Raw genomic sequence first — 16,805 nt, forward strand, 5'->3', positions numbered from 1 at the left:
ATGGAGAGGGAAGATCTCATGAAAACAGAAAATATATTAGAGGTGACAGACTTAAAAACGTATTTTTTTAGAGGGAAAAAAATATTTAAGGCTGTTGATGGAGTTAGTTTCCATATAGAAAAAGGGGAAACGCTATGTATTGTTGGGGAATCGGGTTCCGGAAAAAGCATTACCTCTTTATCTATTATGGGATTAATACCCGAACCAGGCGGCAGGATCGAAAGCGGTTCGATAACATTTGATGGAAAGGATTTAACAAGTATTACTAAAAAAGAAATGATGTCAATACGAGGCAATGATGTTTCTATGATATTTCAAGAACCAATGACCTCTTTAAATCCCGTATTGACGATCGGCTTTCAAGTAATGGAACCACTAATAGAACATAGAAAATGGAAGAAAAAAAATGCTAAAGAAAAGGCAATTGAATTACTCAATATGGTTGGTATCGCTCGTGCAGATGAAATTTTCCATAGTTATCCACATCAATTATCTGGTGGAATGAGGCAACGTGTAATGATAGCAATTGCTATTTCATGTGATCCAAAATTACTCATTGCAGATGAACCTACAACAGCTTTAGACGTTACAATACAAGCACAAATATTGGATTTACTCCGTACTATTAAGGATGATATTGATTCTTCTATTTTATTAATTACGCATGACCTAGGTGTTGTAGCAGAAATGGCTAGTCGTGTCATAGTGATGTATGGAGGGCAAATTGTTGAAGAAGCAACAGTAGAAGAAATTTTTGATTTTCCAAAACATCCGTATACTAAAGGCCTATTAGGAAGTGTGCCGAAGTTGGAGGAAGAACGGGATCGCTTAATACAAATCAAGGGAATAGTTCCCTCTGCCGATAAATATCCAAAAGGATGTCGATTTGCACCACGTTGTAAGTTTGCTAGATCTGAGTGTTTTGATAATGAAATTATGCTAAGGAAAGTCAACTCAAAACACTTTGTACGATGTGTCCTTTATGATGATCCATTAGTCAAAATAAAGGAGGAAAAGAAATGATAATAACGGAAAAAAAGCCAAATAAATCTCTTACCAAAAAAGCCCTTCTTCGAGTGGAAGGTCTTAAAACCTATTTTCCAGTAAAAGGTGGTATTTTTAATAAAACGATTGGGCATGTAAAAGCTGTGAACGATATATCTTTCTCGGTAAAGCGTGGGGAGACCTTTGGAATTGTCGGAGAATCGGGTTCAGGAAAATCTACTTTAGGGCAAACTATATTACGGCTTCAAAAACCTACTTCAGGAAAAATTATTTTCCAAGAAGAAGATATAACAAATTTAAGTGATTTACAAGTAAGAAAGTATAGACGACATATGCAAATGGTTTTTCAGGATCCTTATGCATCTCTTAATCCGAGAATGAAAGTTGGTTCACTAATAGAAGAACCTATGATTGTTCATGGACTAGGTTCTTCCGATGAAAGGAAAAAGAAAGTGGCGCAATTAATTGAAACAGTGGGACTTCCATCTGATGCTATTTTAAAATATCCACATGAATTTTCTGGAGGACAACGACAACGGATTGGAATTGCTAGAGCATTATCGATTAATCCACAGTTAATTATTGCCGATGAACCTGTTTCAGCGTTAGATGTTTCCATTCAGTCACAAGTATTGAATTTATTAAGAGACTTGCAAGAAGAATTTGATTTAACTTATCTATTTATTGCCCATGATTTAAGTGTGGTTAAACATATTAGTGATCGAATAGGTGTGATGTATTTAGGAAAAATCGTAGAACTAAGTTCTAAAACTTCTTTATATGAAAACCCATTACATCCCTATACACAATCATTACTATCAGCTATTCCAGTCCCTGATCCACATGCAAAGCGTGAAAGAATTATATTACAAGGGGATATTCCCAACCCAACAAACCCACCTTCAGGTTGTGTATTTCGTACCCGTTGCCCCTCAGCATATGAACGATGTAGACAAGAAAGTCCTACATTAACACACCATGGAGAAGGTCACTATGTAGCCTGTCATTTATATACAGATTTAAAAAATGAAGTTGAAAAATAAAAAACGATTGAATTTTAATCATCTTACAAAGGGGATATCGATTTTGTTAAACAACTTAAAAATTGATTACGATTCGTAATTGATAATCCGTATGCCTTAATAGGGCACCCACGGTTTGCGAGAGGGTAGCCTTGAAAAAGGGGTTACCCTACTCGATAACTTCATCAATGATTTTACTGTTCATAGAAGCAATAATGGCCTTAGCAATCATTTATCAAGAAGCAAGAGTTTATTGAATAGTATCATGAAGGTTTGCTGAAATACAAGAAGAAATCCTATCATGATTACCTCTTCGACTATCTATATCCCTCGTTATACTTATCCATCATTCAATACTAAATGATGTTTTTCTAGTAAAATAAATTAATTTGATCGTTAAAAAAGGTACAGGAAATATTGCTTATACTTACAAATCTTATAGAACAATTTATAGTATAATAGTCATTGATAATGAGTCAAAAATGAAAGGAAAATGAAAGGAATTTATTTTATATTCTCATATGCTAGGAGGAAGCTTATGATGATGAAAAGAATCTAGTGATTGAAATTTAATTTTTCTATTTTTTATTTTATTGACATTTTATTTCAACAACTATATAATATGAATAATTTATAAGGATGGATAATTGATGAAACATAATGATGGATTGGTAAGAATCAGGGAAGCGTTAAATATTATAAAACCAGCTGAAAAAAATGCAGCTCACTATATTTTGAAACATCCTGAAGAGGTTGTAAGACTTTCTGTGAAAGAATTATCGGAACGGAGTGGGTCGAGCCAGGCGGCAATAATCCGATTATGCAAAAGTATTGGTGTTACGGGTTATCAAGATTTAAAGGTTAGAATTGCAGGGGACCTTCAAACGAATGAATTATACAATTACAACTATAAAGAAATTTCACCAGACGAGAAAATCAATCCTTTAATTGAAAAAGTGTCTCAAAAAAACATACAATCTATAACGGAAACGTTAAAAATTTTAAAATATGAAAATGTTGAAAGGGCTATCAATGCTATTAATAAATCTAAAAGAATAGATTTTTATGGTGCAGCAGCTTCTCAAATAATTGCTCTAGATGCACAGCAGAAATTTTTAAGGATTAATAAGCATTGTACTGCTTATGAAGATTCGCACTTACAAATTACCTCATCCGTAACTTTAACAGAGGAAGATGTAGCGATAGGTATTTCATATTCCGGGGAGACGAGCCACGTATTATCCGCCATTCAAAATGCCAAAGATGCAAATGCGACAACGATTAGTATTACTCGTTATGGTAAAAATCCTTTAGCCAATATTGCAGATATTGCGCTACATGTTTCTGCTACAGAGTCAGACACTATTAGAAGCGCAGCAACCGCATCAAGAATTGCTCAGTTAAATATTATTGATATTTTATTTACAGGGGTAGCATCCAGAAATTATGAATCTACTATTCAATATTTAAATAAGACGCGCGAAACATTGCAAAAGGAGTTTCGGGATAAAGGGTGAGTAATAATGAATATTATAGGTATTGCAAGCTTGAGTAGAGAAAACGACAAACAAAAAATGGCAGGGTTTGTTTGAAGGTAATTTACCTCATTCAATTAAAATCAGGAATATTGAAACAGATGCTTTAATTGCACTCTATTCTGGAACTTATGGAGTAGATAGTATTAGAGCAATTTGTCGTACGGGTACAACTAGATATGGGATGAATAATCAAGTGTTTTACGTATAAGGGATGGGGACATTTGGATAACGCTGACCCAGGAAGTGGCTATTATATAGAATCTCATCAAGATCTCCGGTCAGTCTTTGACCAATTGGATCAACTAGCTCCACGCACAGGCATAACTTCATTAATGATGGATGGGAAGAAGGTGACGGAACCTATCTTCTCAATTCATCAATCTAGTTTATCGTCATAATGATGAGTTCATTTTATCATCTAAAATAACAAGAATGCAATAATCGAGGTAACTACACTGAAACGATATTTTATGTAGCATCTTTAGCGAAAGTTATGGTAGCGCTTCCATTCTTGTTGTTATATACAAACATTGATTATTTGGGAGAAATCATCATTTTCCAATGAGAAGAAAAAACTTCATACGATGATTTACGGAGAGGAAGTGATATGAAAAAAGAATCATACTTTGTAATAATCAATATACAATTAGCTTTCATTATATTGCGGAAATGGAGAAGAGAAAACGAATGAATAATATTGTAACAGAGATGAGGAACACTGAATCAGAAAATCTACATCAAAATTCGGTGCTTGAAATTATCCAATTAATAAATAAAGAAGATAAAAAGGTAGCCCATATTGTAGAAAATTCATTGTCGCAAATAGAACTTGCTATTCATAAAATGGTAGAAGCTATTGAAAATGGTGGTCACGTTATCTATTTTGGTGCAGGAACGAGTGGAAGGTTAGGAGTTTTAGATGCTTCAGAATGTCCGCCAACCTTTGGAGTTTCTCCAGATATTTTCAAAGGTGTGATTGCTGGAGGAGATTCGGCATTACAAGTAGCGGTTGAAAACGCAGAAGATATGAAAGAGTTAGGTGTAGAAGACGTTAAAAAACATGTGAACCGAAACGATGTGGTTGTTGGAATTGCTTCAAGTGGGCAAACACCATATGTATTGGGTGTTGTTGACCATGCGAAAGAAATCGGTGCATTTACTGTCGGGATTTCTTGTAATTCCAATTCCAACCTATCAAAAAGTGTGGATATCGCGATTGAACTTCCAGTAGGGCCTGAAGTCGTTACGGGATCTACTCGTCTAAAGGCTGGCACTGCTCAAAAAATGGTCTTAAATATGCTTTCGACGGCAACCATGATAAAAACAGGGAAAGTATATCAAAATTTGATGGTTAATGTTCAAGCTACAAACAATAAGCTAAGAAAAAGAGCTATTTCCATCATCAGTGAGTTAACAGGAGTTGATGAGGAAAAAGCAAAAGAGGTAAATGAAATAGCAAAGGGAGACACCCGTGTTGCGATTTTAATGCTTATGTTTACTATTGACATGGAAAAAGCAAAGTTGATGATTGAAAAAAATAACGGAAATTTTGTTAAAGCAATGGATGAATTGAATAAAAGGAAGTCATTCCAGTAGAAAAAATGATACGCATTGATCGCTTTAAAAGTTTATGATCATGTGCAACTAGAAAGGAGTTTTATCGATTATCTATCCACCTAGTTTAAAGAAAGGTGATTGGGTCGGAGTAATTGCTTCTGCTAGTCCTCCCAATATGGAAAAGTTACGAAAATCATTACGTTTTTTAAAGAACAATGGGCTAAAGGTTAAGTTAGGAAAAAACATACGTAATACTTACGGATACTTAGCGGGAACAGATATTGAACGACTAGAGGATTTTCATTGTATGATAGCAGATCCTACTATAAAGGCAATCTTTTTTGCAAAAGGAGGTTATGGCACAGGCCGTTTAGCCTCATGTATTGATTATGAACTAATCTCTAAAAATCCGAAAATTATTTGGGGGTATAGTGATATTACTTATTTACACACGGCTATTCGACAATCTACTAATCTTGTAACTTTTCATGGTCCGATGTTGGAGTCAGATGTAGCAAGAGATGACTTTGATCATTTATCAAAAGATATGTTTAACCAATTATTCAAACGAACAACATTGAGGTATTCAGAAAAAATTGCAGCTCTTAATGTTTTAGTTGAAGGAAAAGCATCAGGCAAACTTGTTGGAGGAAACTTATCATTACTTACTAGTACGCTTGGTACTCCATATGAGATTGACGTGAAAGGCAACATATTATTGATCGAGGATGTGAATGAAGAACCATATAGAGTTGACTCTATGTTAAATCAGTTGAAATATGCAAATAAATTAACTAAAGCGAACGGGATCATAGTTGGTGATTTCGCAAATACGGAACCAAAAAGAAGCCCATCTCTTCAGATGGAAGAAGTATTTCAGCATTATTTTAGTTCATTAACATGTCCAGTTATGACTGGATTTAAGATCGGACATTGTTTGCCGCATTTTGCCGTACCTTTAGGTGCTCAGACGACGATGAATACAGAAAATAAATTAGTAACAATTGAGCCTGGAGTGATTTAATAAAAATTAATTCTAACGAAGCTGTTTGTGTCAATATACAACTTATTCAGCTATTTAAACCGTTTTACGTACAGTGACTGATGCTGAATCTATCATTGTAAAGATAGCTACTGATTAGGATTACTGGAATAGGAGAGGTAGTCCCAACACTTGTAAAAATAGGAGAAAGTATTAATATGCAATTGAACATCATGTAAGCCCAACTATAAAAGGAACATTAATACCGAATCGAGAAGCAATGTTCGAAAGTGTAAAGAATGTACTAGTGGTAATACAGTGCAAAAGGTGTGCAATAATGCCTTTATGAAATTTTAAGGAGGATAGTAAATAGAATAGAGACAGATTTTACCGGTAGAAAGGTGGTAAAAGATGACTTCGATATTAATCAAGTTATGTTATGCTTCAATAGCTGGTTTAGTATTGGGCATTGAACGGGAAGCGAAACATAAACCATTAGGGTTAAAAACTTGTGTCGTTATTTCAGTCACAAGTTGCTTGTTAACAATCATATCGATCGAAGCAGCGATTTCGTCCTATAATGATATGATGTTTATTCGAGCAGATCCGATGCGTTTGGCTGCCCAGATTGTCAGTGGTGTCGGATTTTTAGGTGCAGGTGTTATTTTAAGAAGAAATAACGATGTAATTTCTGGATTAACAACTGCCGCAATAGTATGGACTGCTTCCGGTATTGGTATAGGTATTGGTGCAGGATATTATAAGGAAGCTTCACTAGGTGTAATCATTATTATCATAAGTGTGCGCTTTTTACCGTATATTGTTCATAAAGTTGGACCAAGTACATTAAATCAACAAAATGTCAGTGTCAACCTATTCGTAGATTATACGGTGGATATAGAGAAAATGATGGTAGGGATTAGGGAGATTTTGGGTGATATTAAACATATAAAAATCTCCGGTGAAGTTGAAGGACATAAGATAGAGTTAGCATGCAAAATGAAAGAAGATAATGAAACGATATTAAAATATTATCATAAGGTAAATTCGATTTCAGGAGTAGTTTATGCGGAAATTGAAGCAAGATAATTCATCACCCTATACTATTTTTTTTTACTACTTTGTTTGAAATAAAATTACATAAACAAAATAATATTTGACATAAAAATTCAAGTTCTGTACAATGTAAATAAATTTAGCATTAAAAGAATGAAGATTGTAAGCGTTTTAATGCATCCATTTTGGATGGATGCTTTGATGAAATTAAGTATGAAACAGGGGAGGAATGAATTTACAGAAAATTAAGTAATGATAGAAAGTAATTGGGTGTATCTAAAAATGGATGTATTAAAGTGAGAGGATAATGAACCCAAAGAATAATACGATAAAGGATGGTTGGCGAAAATGAATAAGAAACTTATTTATATGTTATTGCTAATGGTATTTAGTATTGTATCCGTTGGTTGTAGTAGTGACAGTGAAAAAGGAGCTGGAAAGTCATCTAGTGACGATGCAGTTGAATTAGAAATGTATAGTTGGAGAACAGAAGATCGATCAGCCTATGAAAAGATAATCGAAGAATTTGAAAATGAGAACCCTGATATTAAAATTAATTTTCAACCATATGAATCAACAGAGTATAATACGATTTTAACGAATTCGCTTGTTTCTGGAACAGGTCCTGATATTGTGCAAATTAGACCTTATTCAGGTTCACGTACAATTGCCGATAATGGTTATTTAGTAGCTTTGGATGATGTACCTGGCGTGCTGGATATTGATGAATCTTACTTGGAGGCGGCTAAGGGAAGTGATGGACATGTTTATGGAGTTCCTTTAACCTTAAATGCTGGTGTGATCTTTTATAATCAAACTATATTCGACGATTTAGGTTTGGAAGTTCCAGAAACATGGGACGAACTTATCGAGGTAAGTAAAAAAATGAAAGAAAATGATATAACCCCAATCGCTCAAGGAGGTAGAGATGCATACTTACTGTCAATGCTTCACGGAGTAATTTCTCCTTCAGCTTATGGTAGTGACTATGTAGAAGATGTGATAGATGGTACAGCAGATTTACAGGATGATAGAATGGTGAAATCACTAGAAAGAATGGAAGAATTAGCGGAATATTTACCGAAGGATTTTATTGCGCTAGATGATAATGATGCTCAAGCTATGTTTTATGCGGAAGAAGCAGCAATGTACATAAACGGGGATTACCGCTTAGAAACGTTCGAGACGAATATTCCTGATATTCCAATTGGCGTCATTCCAGGTTTAAAAGATGATTCTTCTGGTGAAGTATCCGTAATGAATTGGGTAGACAGTTCATATGGGGTTGTAAAAGATTCTAACCATCCAGAAGAAGCTTTAAAGTTTATCGAATTTATGGCAACACAAGAATTTGGCCAGTTGTTTAGCGATAATTTAAATAGAGTAAGTGCTATTGAAGGAGTTACAGCTGATCATGAAATTGTGCAAAAAATCAATCAAGCATCTGAAGCTAGTTCAACACCTTATTTAATGCTTGTTCATTTTGGAGATGGGTCTCCTTCAACTAAAACAATCTTTGAAGATGCCCTTCAAGGAATGTATTTAGATCAGATTACGAAAGAAGAGCTATTAAAGAGTGCACAAGAAAATGCTGATAGAGCAGCCGAAGAAGAGGTAGAGGAGTTAGAAATGATTGAAGAAGACGATTGATTTTTGAATTTTATTAATCAAAAGTGAATGAGGTTGGGACATAACTAAAACGACCAAACCTAAAGACGAACAATGTATCACCTTAGCGGAGGAAATATACGTAGACTCCTGGTCGGCTAAAAGCGGTCACGTCCTGTGACCAACGCCCGACACTAGCACGTCCTGTGCGTCGCGGGAGGAAAGGCATCGGTGAGACCCCACAGTGCACTAGCACGAGGAGGCTCACCAGCCGCCCGCGGAAAGCGTAGTATATTTCCAGAGCGGGTTATATGCAGCTACCATTGTTCGGGTTTTTCTTTGGTGAAAACACTTTTGTCTCAGCCTCATTCATATTTTTGGAGGTATTACAATGGAAAAAAGGCAACGAAAATTAAAAATAAAAAAACATCTTGTTCATCTGTTTCTTCTTCCAGCCGTCTTACTGTATGGTATTTTTCAATTGTATCCTTTAATTACGGCTGCCTTAAATAGTCTTTATTCATTTAATGGATTTGATCGAGAAAAATTTATCGGTTTTAAAAACTTTGTTACATTATTTACAGAAAAGCCTTATAATGAATTTTTCTTTAACGCGATTAGTCATAACTGGATCTATTTTTTTGTAACAGTTATTACTCAGTTAATTGTATCGTTAATATTGGCTTTAATTATACATAGTAAAATTAAGGGGAAAGAATTTTTTAAAAGTGTCTTTTTTCTACCGAAGCTACTATCTGTTATCGTAATAGGTTTTTTATTTAGTTTAATATTAAATCCTACTAGAGGTGCATTAAATAACTTACTGGAAGGGATTGGGTTAGAAGCTTTAACTCGACCATGGCTTGGGAGTATGGATACGGCACTATTTAGTATTATATTTGTTGATAGTTGGGCATCAATTGGATTTTCAATGCTAATCTTTTTAGCAGGGTTACAAGCGATCGATAATGAAATTTTTGAGGCAGCTAGAATAGATGGTGCAAACACTTTTACGGTCATTACTAGAATAACTCTTCCAATGCTTGCACCAGCTTTAATGGTGATGTCTGTCTTAGTGTTTATTGGTTCTTTTGAAACGTTTGAGTATGTTTTTGCTATGCAAGGTTCTTCTGGTGGACCATATTACTCTACCGATGTCTTAACTACTTTTTTCTATCGTTTGGCCTTTGGAACAGTTGATGGGGGACAAGCTATTGGACTAGGCTCTGCGGTTGCAGTTGTATTATTTATCATCATTGGAATTGCAACATGCATTATTTTATTTTTCTTTAAGAAAAAAGACTTTGAGAGGTAGAAAAGGAGGAAGAAATCATGCATACAAAATGGTATGTTCAGTTTTTTAAATACTTGTTATTAGCATTTTTTACATTTATTTTTGCTTACCCCATATTTTTGATGATTACGTCATCCTTAAAATCGAATGTAGATATTTTTACGAATCCATTGAGTTTACCGAGTTCATTTAATTTAGATAACTATTTTGAAGTATGGGAAGTTGTCAATTTTTCAAGTTACATATGGAATAGTGTCATAGTGAGTGCAGCATCTGTTTTTATCGTCCTGTTTGTATCTTCCATGGCAGGATATTATTTGGCAAGGTATCAATTTAAGTGGAACTCTTATCTTTTATTGTTTTTTATGATCGGACTTATGCTACCTATGAAACTAGCTGTTATCCCACTTTATATGATTATGATGAAATTAGGGTTATTAGATACTTTATTTTCCTTAATTTTCATTTATGTAGCGGGTGGAATTCCTTTTGCCGTTTTTCTGTTTTATGGATTTTTTCGGACCGTACCTAAAGCCCTTGAAGATTCAGCACGATTGGATGGATGTAACGATTTTCAAATATATTATAAAATTGTCTTGCCTTTAATGAAGCCAGCGATTTCAATTGTAGGGATTGTTAATTTAATTAATGTTTGGAATGACTTTTTCTATCCACTCATTTTTATTCGTACCGATTCACTCTCAACTATCCCCTTAGGCATGCTCACGTTGTTCGGGGAATATGATACACAATGGAACTTATTGTTCGCGGGATTAACTTTGTCTTCGTTACCAATGATTATTGCATTTTTGTTCGCTTCCAGACAGTTTATGGAAAGTTTAACAGAAGGAGCTGTGAAATAAATGGAAAAGAAATGGATTACGTTTGATTTAGACGAAACATTAATGCAGAATCCCTTTATGGGTTGGGTATTTCCGGAAATCGTCGAAACAATTCAGTGTCATTTAGAAGATAAAGATCTCGACATTATGGCCTTAATTGTTGATGAACATTTAAAAAGAATGAGTAAAAATCGAATATTAGAAGCATATGATTGGGATCATATAGTGGAAGAGTTACTTGAGAGGTTACAGCTTACATTAACCATCGATATTGAGAAAATAGTGACCAACCATTGTGAAATCCCTAAAATACATTTACTTGAAGAGACGATACTAAGTAGCTTACAGCGTATCAAAGAGAAGGGATATGCTTTAGCTGTTGCAACGAATGGTTATTATAAATATCAGTACCCAGTTCTTGAAAAGTTACAGCTAGTAGAATTATTTGATCAAATCATTACTTCTGATTCAGCAGGTTATGCAAAGCCTGATATTCAAATGTTGAATAGCGTAAAGAAAGAAGGAGAACTAGTCGCACATGTTGGGGATAGGATCGATCATGATATTTTATTAGCAAATAACTTGAATATAACTTCCATATTCATTAATAAGAACCTACCATCAACCATTTTAGAACTGCCTGTCTATAAAAGAAAAGATAGTGCTGAGTTTATTCATTTTTGTAAAGAAAAATGGAAAAAAGAAAACAAATTTAGTCAAGTAGCTTTTCATCAAGACTGTATTCCAGACCTTGTTGTACATTCAATTAGTGAACTGTCTGATTATATTACTTCGAATGGATTGTAATTGGTGAGATTAAATAGGGAGGGAGCAGTTTTAGATGGTTCACCTGTAACCTTCGTGATAATCGATCAACTTTCGGAGATGCTATCTTTCTCTCTTTTATAATTAAATCATACTTTACAAACAGAAGGTATATTTGGAAAATAGATGAGTATATATACTTCCTGAAGAAGTCCAAATACTTTTAATCAAATAACGTACTTAGTTTGAAGAACCTCCGCAAGCTTCCCCAAAATAGTCGTAAGCTAATTTAATATTTTGGGGAAGGTTTTATTTTCACATCTTGGATATGAAGCCATAATGGATAATTCGTACATTTCTTATGTAAGCCCACCTCTTCACCCAACCATTGCGGACGGATACATTGCTTTTCCTCTTCAGCATCCAAATTCGACGATAAGTCGTACTTGTTCAAATTGCTCCATTTCTATATAAGGCCTCAATTCATTCCATTGACAGCCAAGTGCTTGCTAACCTATCTTTGTGATAAGTTGTTCCTATATTTCCTTTGAAATTTCATATTCAACTTCCTTTCGAATAATTCCGCTACCTTCTTTTATAACCGTCAAATTGAACACTTTTGTTCATTAAGTTTGAACAGTTTTATTATTAAATATCGATCTGCGATGTTTTAACTATAACTGTTACCTTCTAATTGAATTACCTCAGCTTGGAAGATAATTCTATCAAGAATGGCTGCCATCACGAGATTGCCCAATAATTCTCCCCATTCATCAGACCCTTTGTTTGCAGTTAGATTGATAATAAAACTCGTTAATGAAATGAAAGAATAGACTCATAAACATAAGATCATCTATAATAATCAAATTAGAATACCTTCATCGTTTCAATCGACTTACAGTGGATAGGGTTTTATTTACTTTATCGTCATGCTGATCCTGTATTTGTCAAGTTGTTCTCCAACGTTCGCTAGCGATTTTCAACGAGGTAAGAGAGGAATAAGAAGCATTCTTTTTCTGCAACATTTTTATAGGAAACCATTAGTAGATGACGTTTTATCGGTCAACGTTCGCCTTGTTTGTTTTTTTGGATATTTTTATCATTATTTTGGGATATTTCCATGCAAGTTAGGGGTGTATAATTAAATTCAATGTATAAATGAAAGGGGAAGTACAATTGAAAAAGAAAACGCTTACTATATTGATTTTAGTAGTGATTGGCTCTGTGTTATTCGGTTGTTCAGATAGTAGCAGTGGAAAAGATGAAGATACATTAACTATATATACTGCCCGTAGTGAAAGTTTGAACAATGCAGTTATTCCTAAATTTGAGGAAGATACAGGAATTAAAGTTGAAATCGTTGTAGCTGGAACTGGTGAATTAGTTACTCGTGTTGAATCTGAGAAAAATAATCCGATGGGGGATATTTTGTGGGCAGCGGATGAAACAATGTTATCAAGTAAAAAAGAACTTTTTGAACAATATATTTCACCCGAAGATGAAAATATGATTCCAGAGTTTAGAAATAAATCAGGTTATTTCTCCCCCGCATTTGCCGATCCGACGGTGTTTATTGTAAATGAAAACATTATTGGTGACATTAAAATGGAGGGCTTTGAAGATTTATTAAACCCAGAGTTAAAAGGCAAAATTTCATTCGGTGATCCAACTGCATCAAGTTCAGCATTTCAGTCGTTAGCTGCAATGCTTTATGCTATGGGTGACGGGGATCCAATGTCAGATGAAGCTTGGGATTTTGTTGAAAAATTCATTGCAAATTTAGATGGAAAAATTGCAGGAAGTTCTGGACAAGTGCATAAAGGTGTAGCCGACGGAGAGTATCCGGTTGGTTTAACATGGGAGGATCCAGTTGTTCAATATGAGATAAATGGTGCACCGGTAAGTGTAGTCTTTCCAGCCGAAGGAGCTATTTTTCCAGGGGAGTCTGTTCAGATCATCAAAGATGCTAAAAATATGGAAAATGCAAAGAAATTTGTCGACTATGTCTTGTCAGAAAAAATCCAAAATTTAGTAGGATCTGAATTGACGGTTAGACCATTACGTGATGGTGTAGAACTTGCTGATTACATGGTGCCAACTGAGGATATTAAGTTGGCAAAAAATTATGATGAAGCTTGGGTTTCGGAAAGCAAAGATAAAATAACGGAAAAGTTTACAGAAGTTCTAGAAAGATCAATGGATTAATCTTAAAAAATATAGGGTGGCTTATCGATAAGCTACTCTATCTCTTTTTATTGACAGGAAGGATGAATGAATTTGAGTGTATCCATACAAGTTGAAAATGTGATTAAAAAGTTCGGAGAAACGATGGTAATTGATGGGCTGTCAATGGATATTCACCCAGGGGAACTATTTACTTTATTAGGTCCTTCAGGATGTGGGAAAACAACATTATTACGCATGGTGATCGGCTTTAACTCAATAGATGGAGGGAGTATTAAAGTCAATGATAAAGTGATCAATAATATTCCGGTAAGTAAGCGTAAGATGGGAATGGTTTTCCAAAACTATGCTATTTTTCCACATATGACGGTGAAACAGAATATTGCTTTTGGATTGGAGAATAAAAAATATAGTAAAGGCGAGATGGAAAGACGAATCGATGAAATTTTAAACATTGTGCAGATTGAGGATTTTAAAGATCGTATGCCCGACCAACTTTCTGGTGGACAACAGCAGCGAGTAGCATTGGCAAGAGCGATTGTCATTCATCCAGAAGTTCTACTCATGGATGAGCCATTATCAAATCTCGATGCCAAACTACGTATCGAGATGCGAAATGCAATCAAGAGCATTCAACAACAAGTAGGGATTACTACAATTTATGTTACACATGACCAAGAAGAAGCATTGGCAATCTCAGATCGAATCGCTGTTATGAATGCTGGGGTAATTCAGCAAATTGGCAGTCCAAAAGAGATTTATCAGCGTCCGGTCAATATCTTTGTTTCCAAATTTATTGGTACCTCAAATATATTAAAAGCCAAGTTGGTAGAAGTTAATAATGAGGTACAAATGGAGCTGAATGATGGGTATAGAGAGAAGGTTGAAAATCTATCGAAACGGGCAAAGGTTGGTGATACTGTCCTTGTTTCTGTACGTCCTCATGAATTCATCATTACAGAAGAAAAAGACGGTATAAAAGGAAAGGTACTAAATAGTATGTTTCTTGGTATCAACACACATTATTTTATCGATCTCGGTTTAGATGAGCAAGTGGAAGTGATTCAAAATGCAGATATCGTTGATCTTATCACTCCTGGAGAGACGGTACATTTAAAAGTGAAGCCCGATAAAATAAACATTTTCGATATAGAGGAAGAAAAAACGTTAATTGAAGTGAGTGAAGCCCATGAAGTTCACTAAAAATGGGAAGTTTACTATTTGGAATGTAACTACTCTCATTATTTTGGTCATCTTTTTACTTTTTATCGCATTTCCTTTATTTCTTGTCCTAAAGAAAAGTATGATTAATCCGACAACAGGTGGAATAACGTTTGAATATCTAGGTAAATTTTTTGAACGTAAATACTATTGGATTACAATTTTAAACAGCTTTAAAGTAACTGTTGTAACTACCTTTTTATCTGTTGTGCTAGGTCTTCCTTTAGCTTATATGATGCGTAAAATCAAAATTAAAGGAAGCAAATTAATTGAGGTTTTAGTTATTATTTCATATATTTCTCCTCCGTTTATCGGAGCGTATGCCTGGATTCAAGTATTAGGCCACAGTGGTGTCGTTACAAAATTTTTAAATAACACGTTCGGTACAAATTTTGAAGGGATATATGGTTTTTCGGGTATTGTTTTAGTATTAACCCTCCAATCATTTCCGTTAATTTATATTTATATCGCTGGCGCTTTGAAAAATTTGGATAATTCCTTGAATGAGGCAGCGGAGAGTTTGGGTTATTCCAGTTTTCAAAGGATTTATAAAATTATTATCCCGCTAATTATTCCTACTATGCTAGCAAGTGCTCTACTGGTATTTATGCGAGTTATTGCGGATTTTGGTACACCAATGTTAATTGGAGAAGGATACCGGACTATTCCCGTGTTAATTTATACTCAATTTATGAGTGAGGTTGGTGGGAATGAAGGATTTGCGGCAGCTCTTTGTGTTGTTTTTATTGTTGTTACATTAGTTTTATTTTTATTTCAACGTATCGTAGCTAATCATTTTTCTTATTCGATGTCCGCATTAAAACCGATGAAGGTTGAAAAAAGTACTGGAATAAAAAACATTCTAGCCCATGGATTTGTCTATATCATTGTTTTTTTAGCTATTCTTCCACAACTTGTAGTCACTTTTACCTCCTTTTTGGAAACGAAGGGTGGGCAAGTTTACACGGGGAATTTTTCTCTAGAAAATTACAGAAATATATTTTTGGCTAAAGATACAGCTGTCATTTGGAATACGTATAAGATGGGGCTCATGGCAATAGTTATTATTGTTGTTTTGGGAGTGCTCATTTCATATTTAACAGTTAGAAAAAAGAATATCATCACCTCCATTTTAGATACCGTGTCAATGTTTCCCTTTATTATTCCGGGGTCAGTATTGGGCATTTCGTTTATCTTTGCCTTTAGTGATAAACCGATTGTATTGAGTGGAACTGTATTCATTATGATTATGTCGTTCGCCATCCGGAGAATGCCGTATACGATCCGGTCAAGTACGGCGATTATAAGTCAAATTAGTCCAAGTATTGAAGAGGCTGCCATTAGTTTAGGTGCCTCCGAAACAAAGGCGTTTAGAAGGGTACTTGTACCGATGATGATGCCCGGAGTAATGGCGGGAGCAATTATGAGTTGGATTACGGTTATTAGTGAATTAAGCTCCTCCATTATTTTATATACAAGTAACACGCAAACTCTTACAGTATCGATTTACACGGAAGTAATCCGAGGTAATTATGGGAATGCATCCGCCTATTCGGCAATATTGACAGTTACTTCTATTTTATCACTTATGTTATTTTTTAAACTTACAGGAAAACGTGAAGTCAGTGTATAAATGAGCATTATTTTTGATGATCGAGTGAATTGGTTGTTTATGCATGTTATTTGATAGAGTGGTAGAATACAGCATAGATGGGCATTTTGCTCGATTTT

Annotated in this window: 14 protein-coding genes and 1 pseudogene; 14 read left to right on the forward strand and 1 reads right to left on the reverse strand. The window is 34.7% G+C overall.

Annotated elements, in window-relative coordinates; genetic code table 11:
* Window positions 1–18: 18 nt before the first annotated feature.
* From DFR56_RS13330 to DFR56_RS13375, 11 genes are all read left to right on the forward strand, one after another.
* On the forward strand, window positions 19–1,023 hold the full coding sequence (locus DFR56_RS13330; protein ID WP_244916518.1) for an ABC transporter ATP-binding protein: 1,005 nt from the start codon (window positions 19–21) through the stop codon (window positions 1,021–1,023).
* Window positions 1,020–2,048: an ABC transporter ATP-binding protein gene (locus DFR56_RS13335; RefSeq protein ID WP_110395939.1), complete on the forward strand. Its 1,029-nt coding sequence runs from the start codon at window positions 1,020–1,022 to the stop codon at window positions 2,046–2,048. Before DFR56_RS13330 ends, DFR56_RS13335 begins: the two co-directional genes overlap by 4 nt.
* A 629-nt stretch (window positions 2,049–2,677) precedes the next feature.
* Window positions 2,678–3,544 carry a MurR/RpiR family transcriptional regulator gene (locus DFR56_RS13340; protein ID WP_110395940.1) on the forward strand — a complete coding sequence of 289 codons (867 nt, stop codon included), beginning with the start codon at window positions 2,678–2,680 and terminating at the stop codon, window positions 3,542–3,544.
* A 242-nt stretch (window positions 3,545–3,786) separates the two neighbouring features.
* Complete coding sequence (locus DFR56_RS23000) at window positions 3,787–3,963, forward strand: hypothetical protein (protein WP_158525646.1); 177 nt, start codon at window positions 3,787–3,789, stop codon at window positions 3,961–3,963.
* A gap of 289 nt (window positions 3,964–4,252) precedes the next feature.
* Window positions 4,253–5,161 carry an N-acetylmuramic acid 6-phosphate etherase gene (murQ, locus tag DFR56_RS13345; protein ID WP_242694502.1) on the forward strand — a complete coding sequence of 303 codons (909 nt, stop codon included), beginning with the start codon at window positions 4,253–4,255 and terminating at the stop codon, window positions 5,159–5,161.
* 112 nt (window positions 5,162–5,273) lie between these two features.
* A complete protein-coding gene (locus tag DFR56_RS13350) occupies window positions 5,274–6,146 on the forward strand; it encodes a S66 peptidase family protein (protein ID WP_307786798.1) in 873 nt (290 codons plus the stop codon).
* Window positions 6,147–6,515: 369 nt separating this feature from the next.
* Entirely contained in the window at window positions 6,516–7,193 is a 678-nt protein-coding gene (locus tag DFR56_RS13355; RefSeq protein ID WP_110395943.1) for an MgtC/SapB family protein, read from the forward strand.
* A gap of 315 nt (window positions 7,194–7,508) precedes the next feature.
* Entirely contained in the window at window positions 7,509–8,810 is a 1,302-nt protein-coding gene (locus DFR56_RS13360; RefSeq protein ID WP_110395944.1) for an ABC transporter substrate-binding protein, read from the forward strand.
* Window positions 8,811–9,159: 349 nt separating this feature from the next.
* Window positions 9,160–10,083, forward strand: a complete 924-nt coding sequence (locus tag DFR56_RS13365; RefSeq protein WP_110395945.1) for a carbohydrate ABC transporter permease — start codon at window positions 9,160–9,162, stop codon at window positions 10,081–10,083.
* Between the two features lie 17 nt (window positions 10,084–10,100).
* Window positions 10,101–10,925 carry a carbohydrate ABC transporter permease gene (locus DFR56_RS13370; RefSeq protein ID WP_110395946.1) on the forward strand — a complete coding sequence of 275 codons (825 nt, stop codon included), beginning with the start codon at window positions 10,101–10,103 and terminating at the stop codon, window positions 10,923–10,925.
* The gene (locus DFR56_RS13375) at window positions 10,926–11,711 is read left to right on the forward strand and encodes an HAD family hydrolase (protein WP_110395947.1); all 786 of its coding nucleotides are present in this window, start codon (window positions 10,926–10,928) and stop codon (window positions 11,709–11,711) included.
* A gap of 584 nt (window positions 11,712–12,295) precedes the next feature.
* Here DFR56_RS13375 and DFR56_RS24090 read toward each other — a convergent pair.
* Window positions 12,296–12,541, reverse strand: a pseudogene (locus DFR56_RS24090) (ATP-binding protein); the annotation flags it as partial.
* A gap of 304 nt (window positions 12,542–12,845) precedes the next feature.
* Between DFR56_RS24090 and DFR56_RS13385 the strand changes: the two are divergent.
* The 3 genes from DFR56_RS13385 to DFR56_RS13395 all read left to right on the forward strand — a co-directional run bounded on the left by DFR56_RS13385 (window position 12,846) and on the right by DFR56_RS13395 (window position 16,707).
* Window positions 12,846–13,874, forward strand: coding sequence for an extracellular solute-binding protein (locus tag DFR56_RS13385; protein WP_244916519.1), 1,029 nt, complete (start codon window positions 12,846–12,848; stop codon window positions 13,872–13,874).
* A 72-nt stretch (window positions 13,875–13,946) separates the two neighbouring features.
* A complete protein-coding gene (locus DFR56_RS13390) occupies window positions 13,947–15,056 on the forward strand; it encodes an ABC transporter ATP-binding protein (RefSeq protein ID WP_110395949.1) in 1,110 nt (369 codons plus the stop codon).
* Window positions 15,043–16,707, forward strand: a complete 1,665-nt coding sequence (locus DFR56_RS13395) for an ABC transporter permease (protein ID WP_110395950.1) — start codon at window positions 15,043–15,045, stop codon at window positions 16,705–16,707. The genes DFR56_RS13390 and DFR56_RS13395 overlap by 14 nt, the downstream gene beginning before the upstream one ends.
* Window positions 16,708–16,805 lie beyond the last annotated feature (98 nt).

The sequence above is a fragment of the Pseudogracilibacillus auburnensis genome (assembly GCF_003201975.1).
In the GTDB taxonomy this organism is placed as follows: Bacteria; Bacillota; Bacilli; order Bacillales; family Amphibacillaceae; genus Pseudogracilibacillus; species Pseudogracilibacillus auburnensis.

Coding starts and splice junctions, on each gene's coding strand:
- DFR56_RS13330 (WP_244916518.1), top strand. CDS start 19: ATGAAAACAGAAAATATATTAGAGGTGACAGACTTAAAAACGTATTTT.
- DFR56_RS13335 (WP_110395939.1), top strand. CDS start 1,020: ATGATAATAACGGAAAAAAAGCCAAATAAATCTCTTACCAAAAAAGCC.
- DFR56_RS13340 (WP_110395940.1), top strand. CDS start 2,678: ATGAAACATAATGATGGATTGGTAAGAATCAGGGAAGCGTTAAATATT.
- murQ (WP_242694502.1), top strand. CDS start 4,253: ATGAATAATATTGTAACAGAGATGAGGAACACTGAATCAGAAAATCTA.
- DFR56_RS13355 (WP_110395943.1), top strand. CDS start 6,516: ATGACTTCGATATTAATCAAGTTATGTTATGCTTCAATAGCTGGTTTA.
- DFR56_RS13360 (WP_110395944.1), top strand. CDS start 7,509: ATGAATAAGAAACTTATTTATATGTTATTGCTAATGGTATTTAGTATT.
- DFR56_RS13365 (WP_110395945.1), top strand. CDS start 9,160: ATGGAAAAAAGGCAACGAAAATTAAAAATAAAAAAACATCTTGTTCAT.
- DFR56_RS13370 (WP_110395946.1), top strand. CDS start 10,101: ATGCATACAAAATGGTATGTTCAGTTTTTTAAATACTTGTTATTAGCA.
- DFR56_RS13375 (WP_110395947.1), top strand. CDS start 10,926: ATGGAAAAGAAATGGATTACGTTTGATTTAGACGAAACATTAATGCAG.
- DFR56_RS13395 (WP_110395950.1), top strand. CDS start 15,043: ATGAAGTTCACTAAAAATGGGAAGTTTACTATTTGGAATGTAACTACT.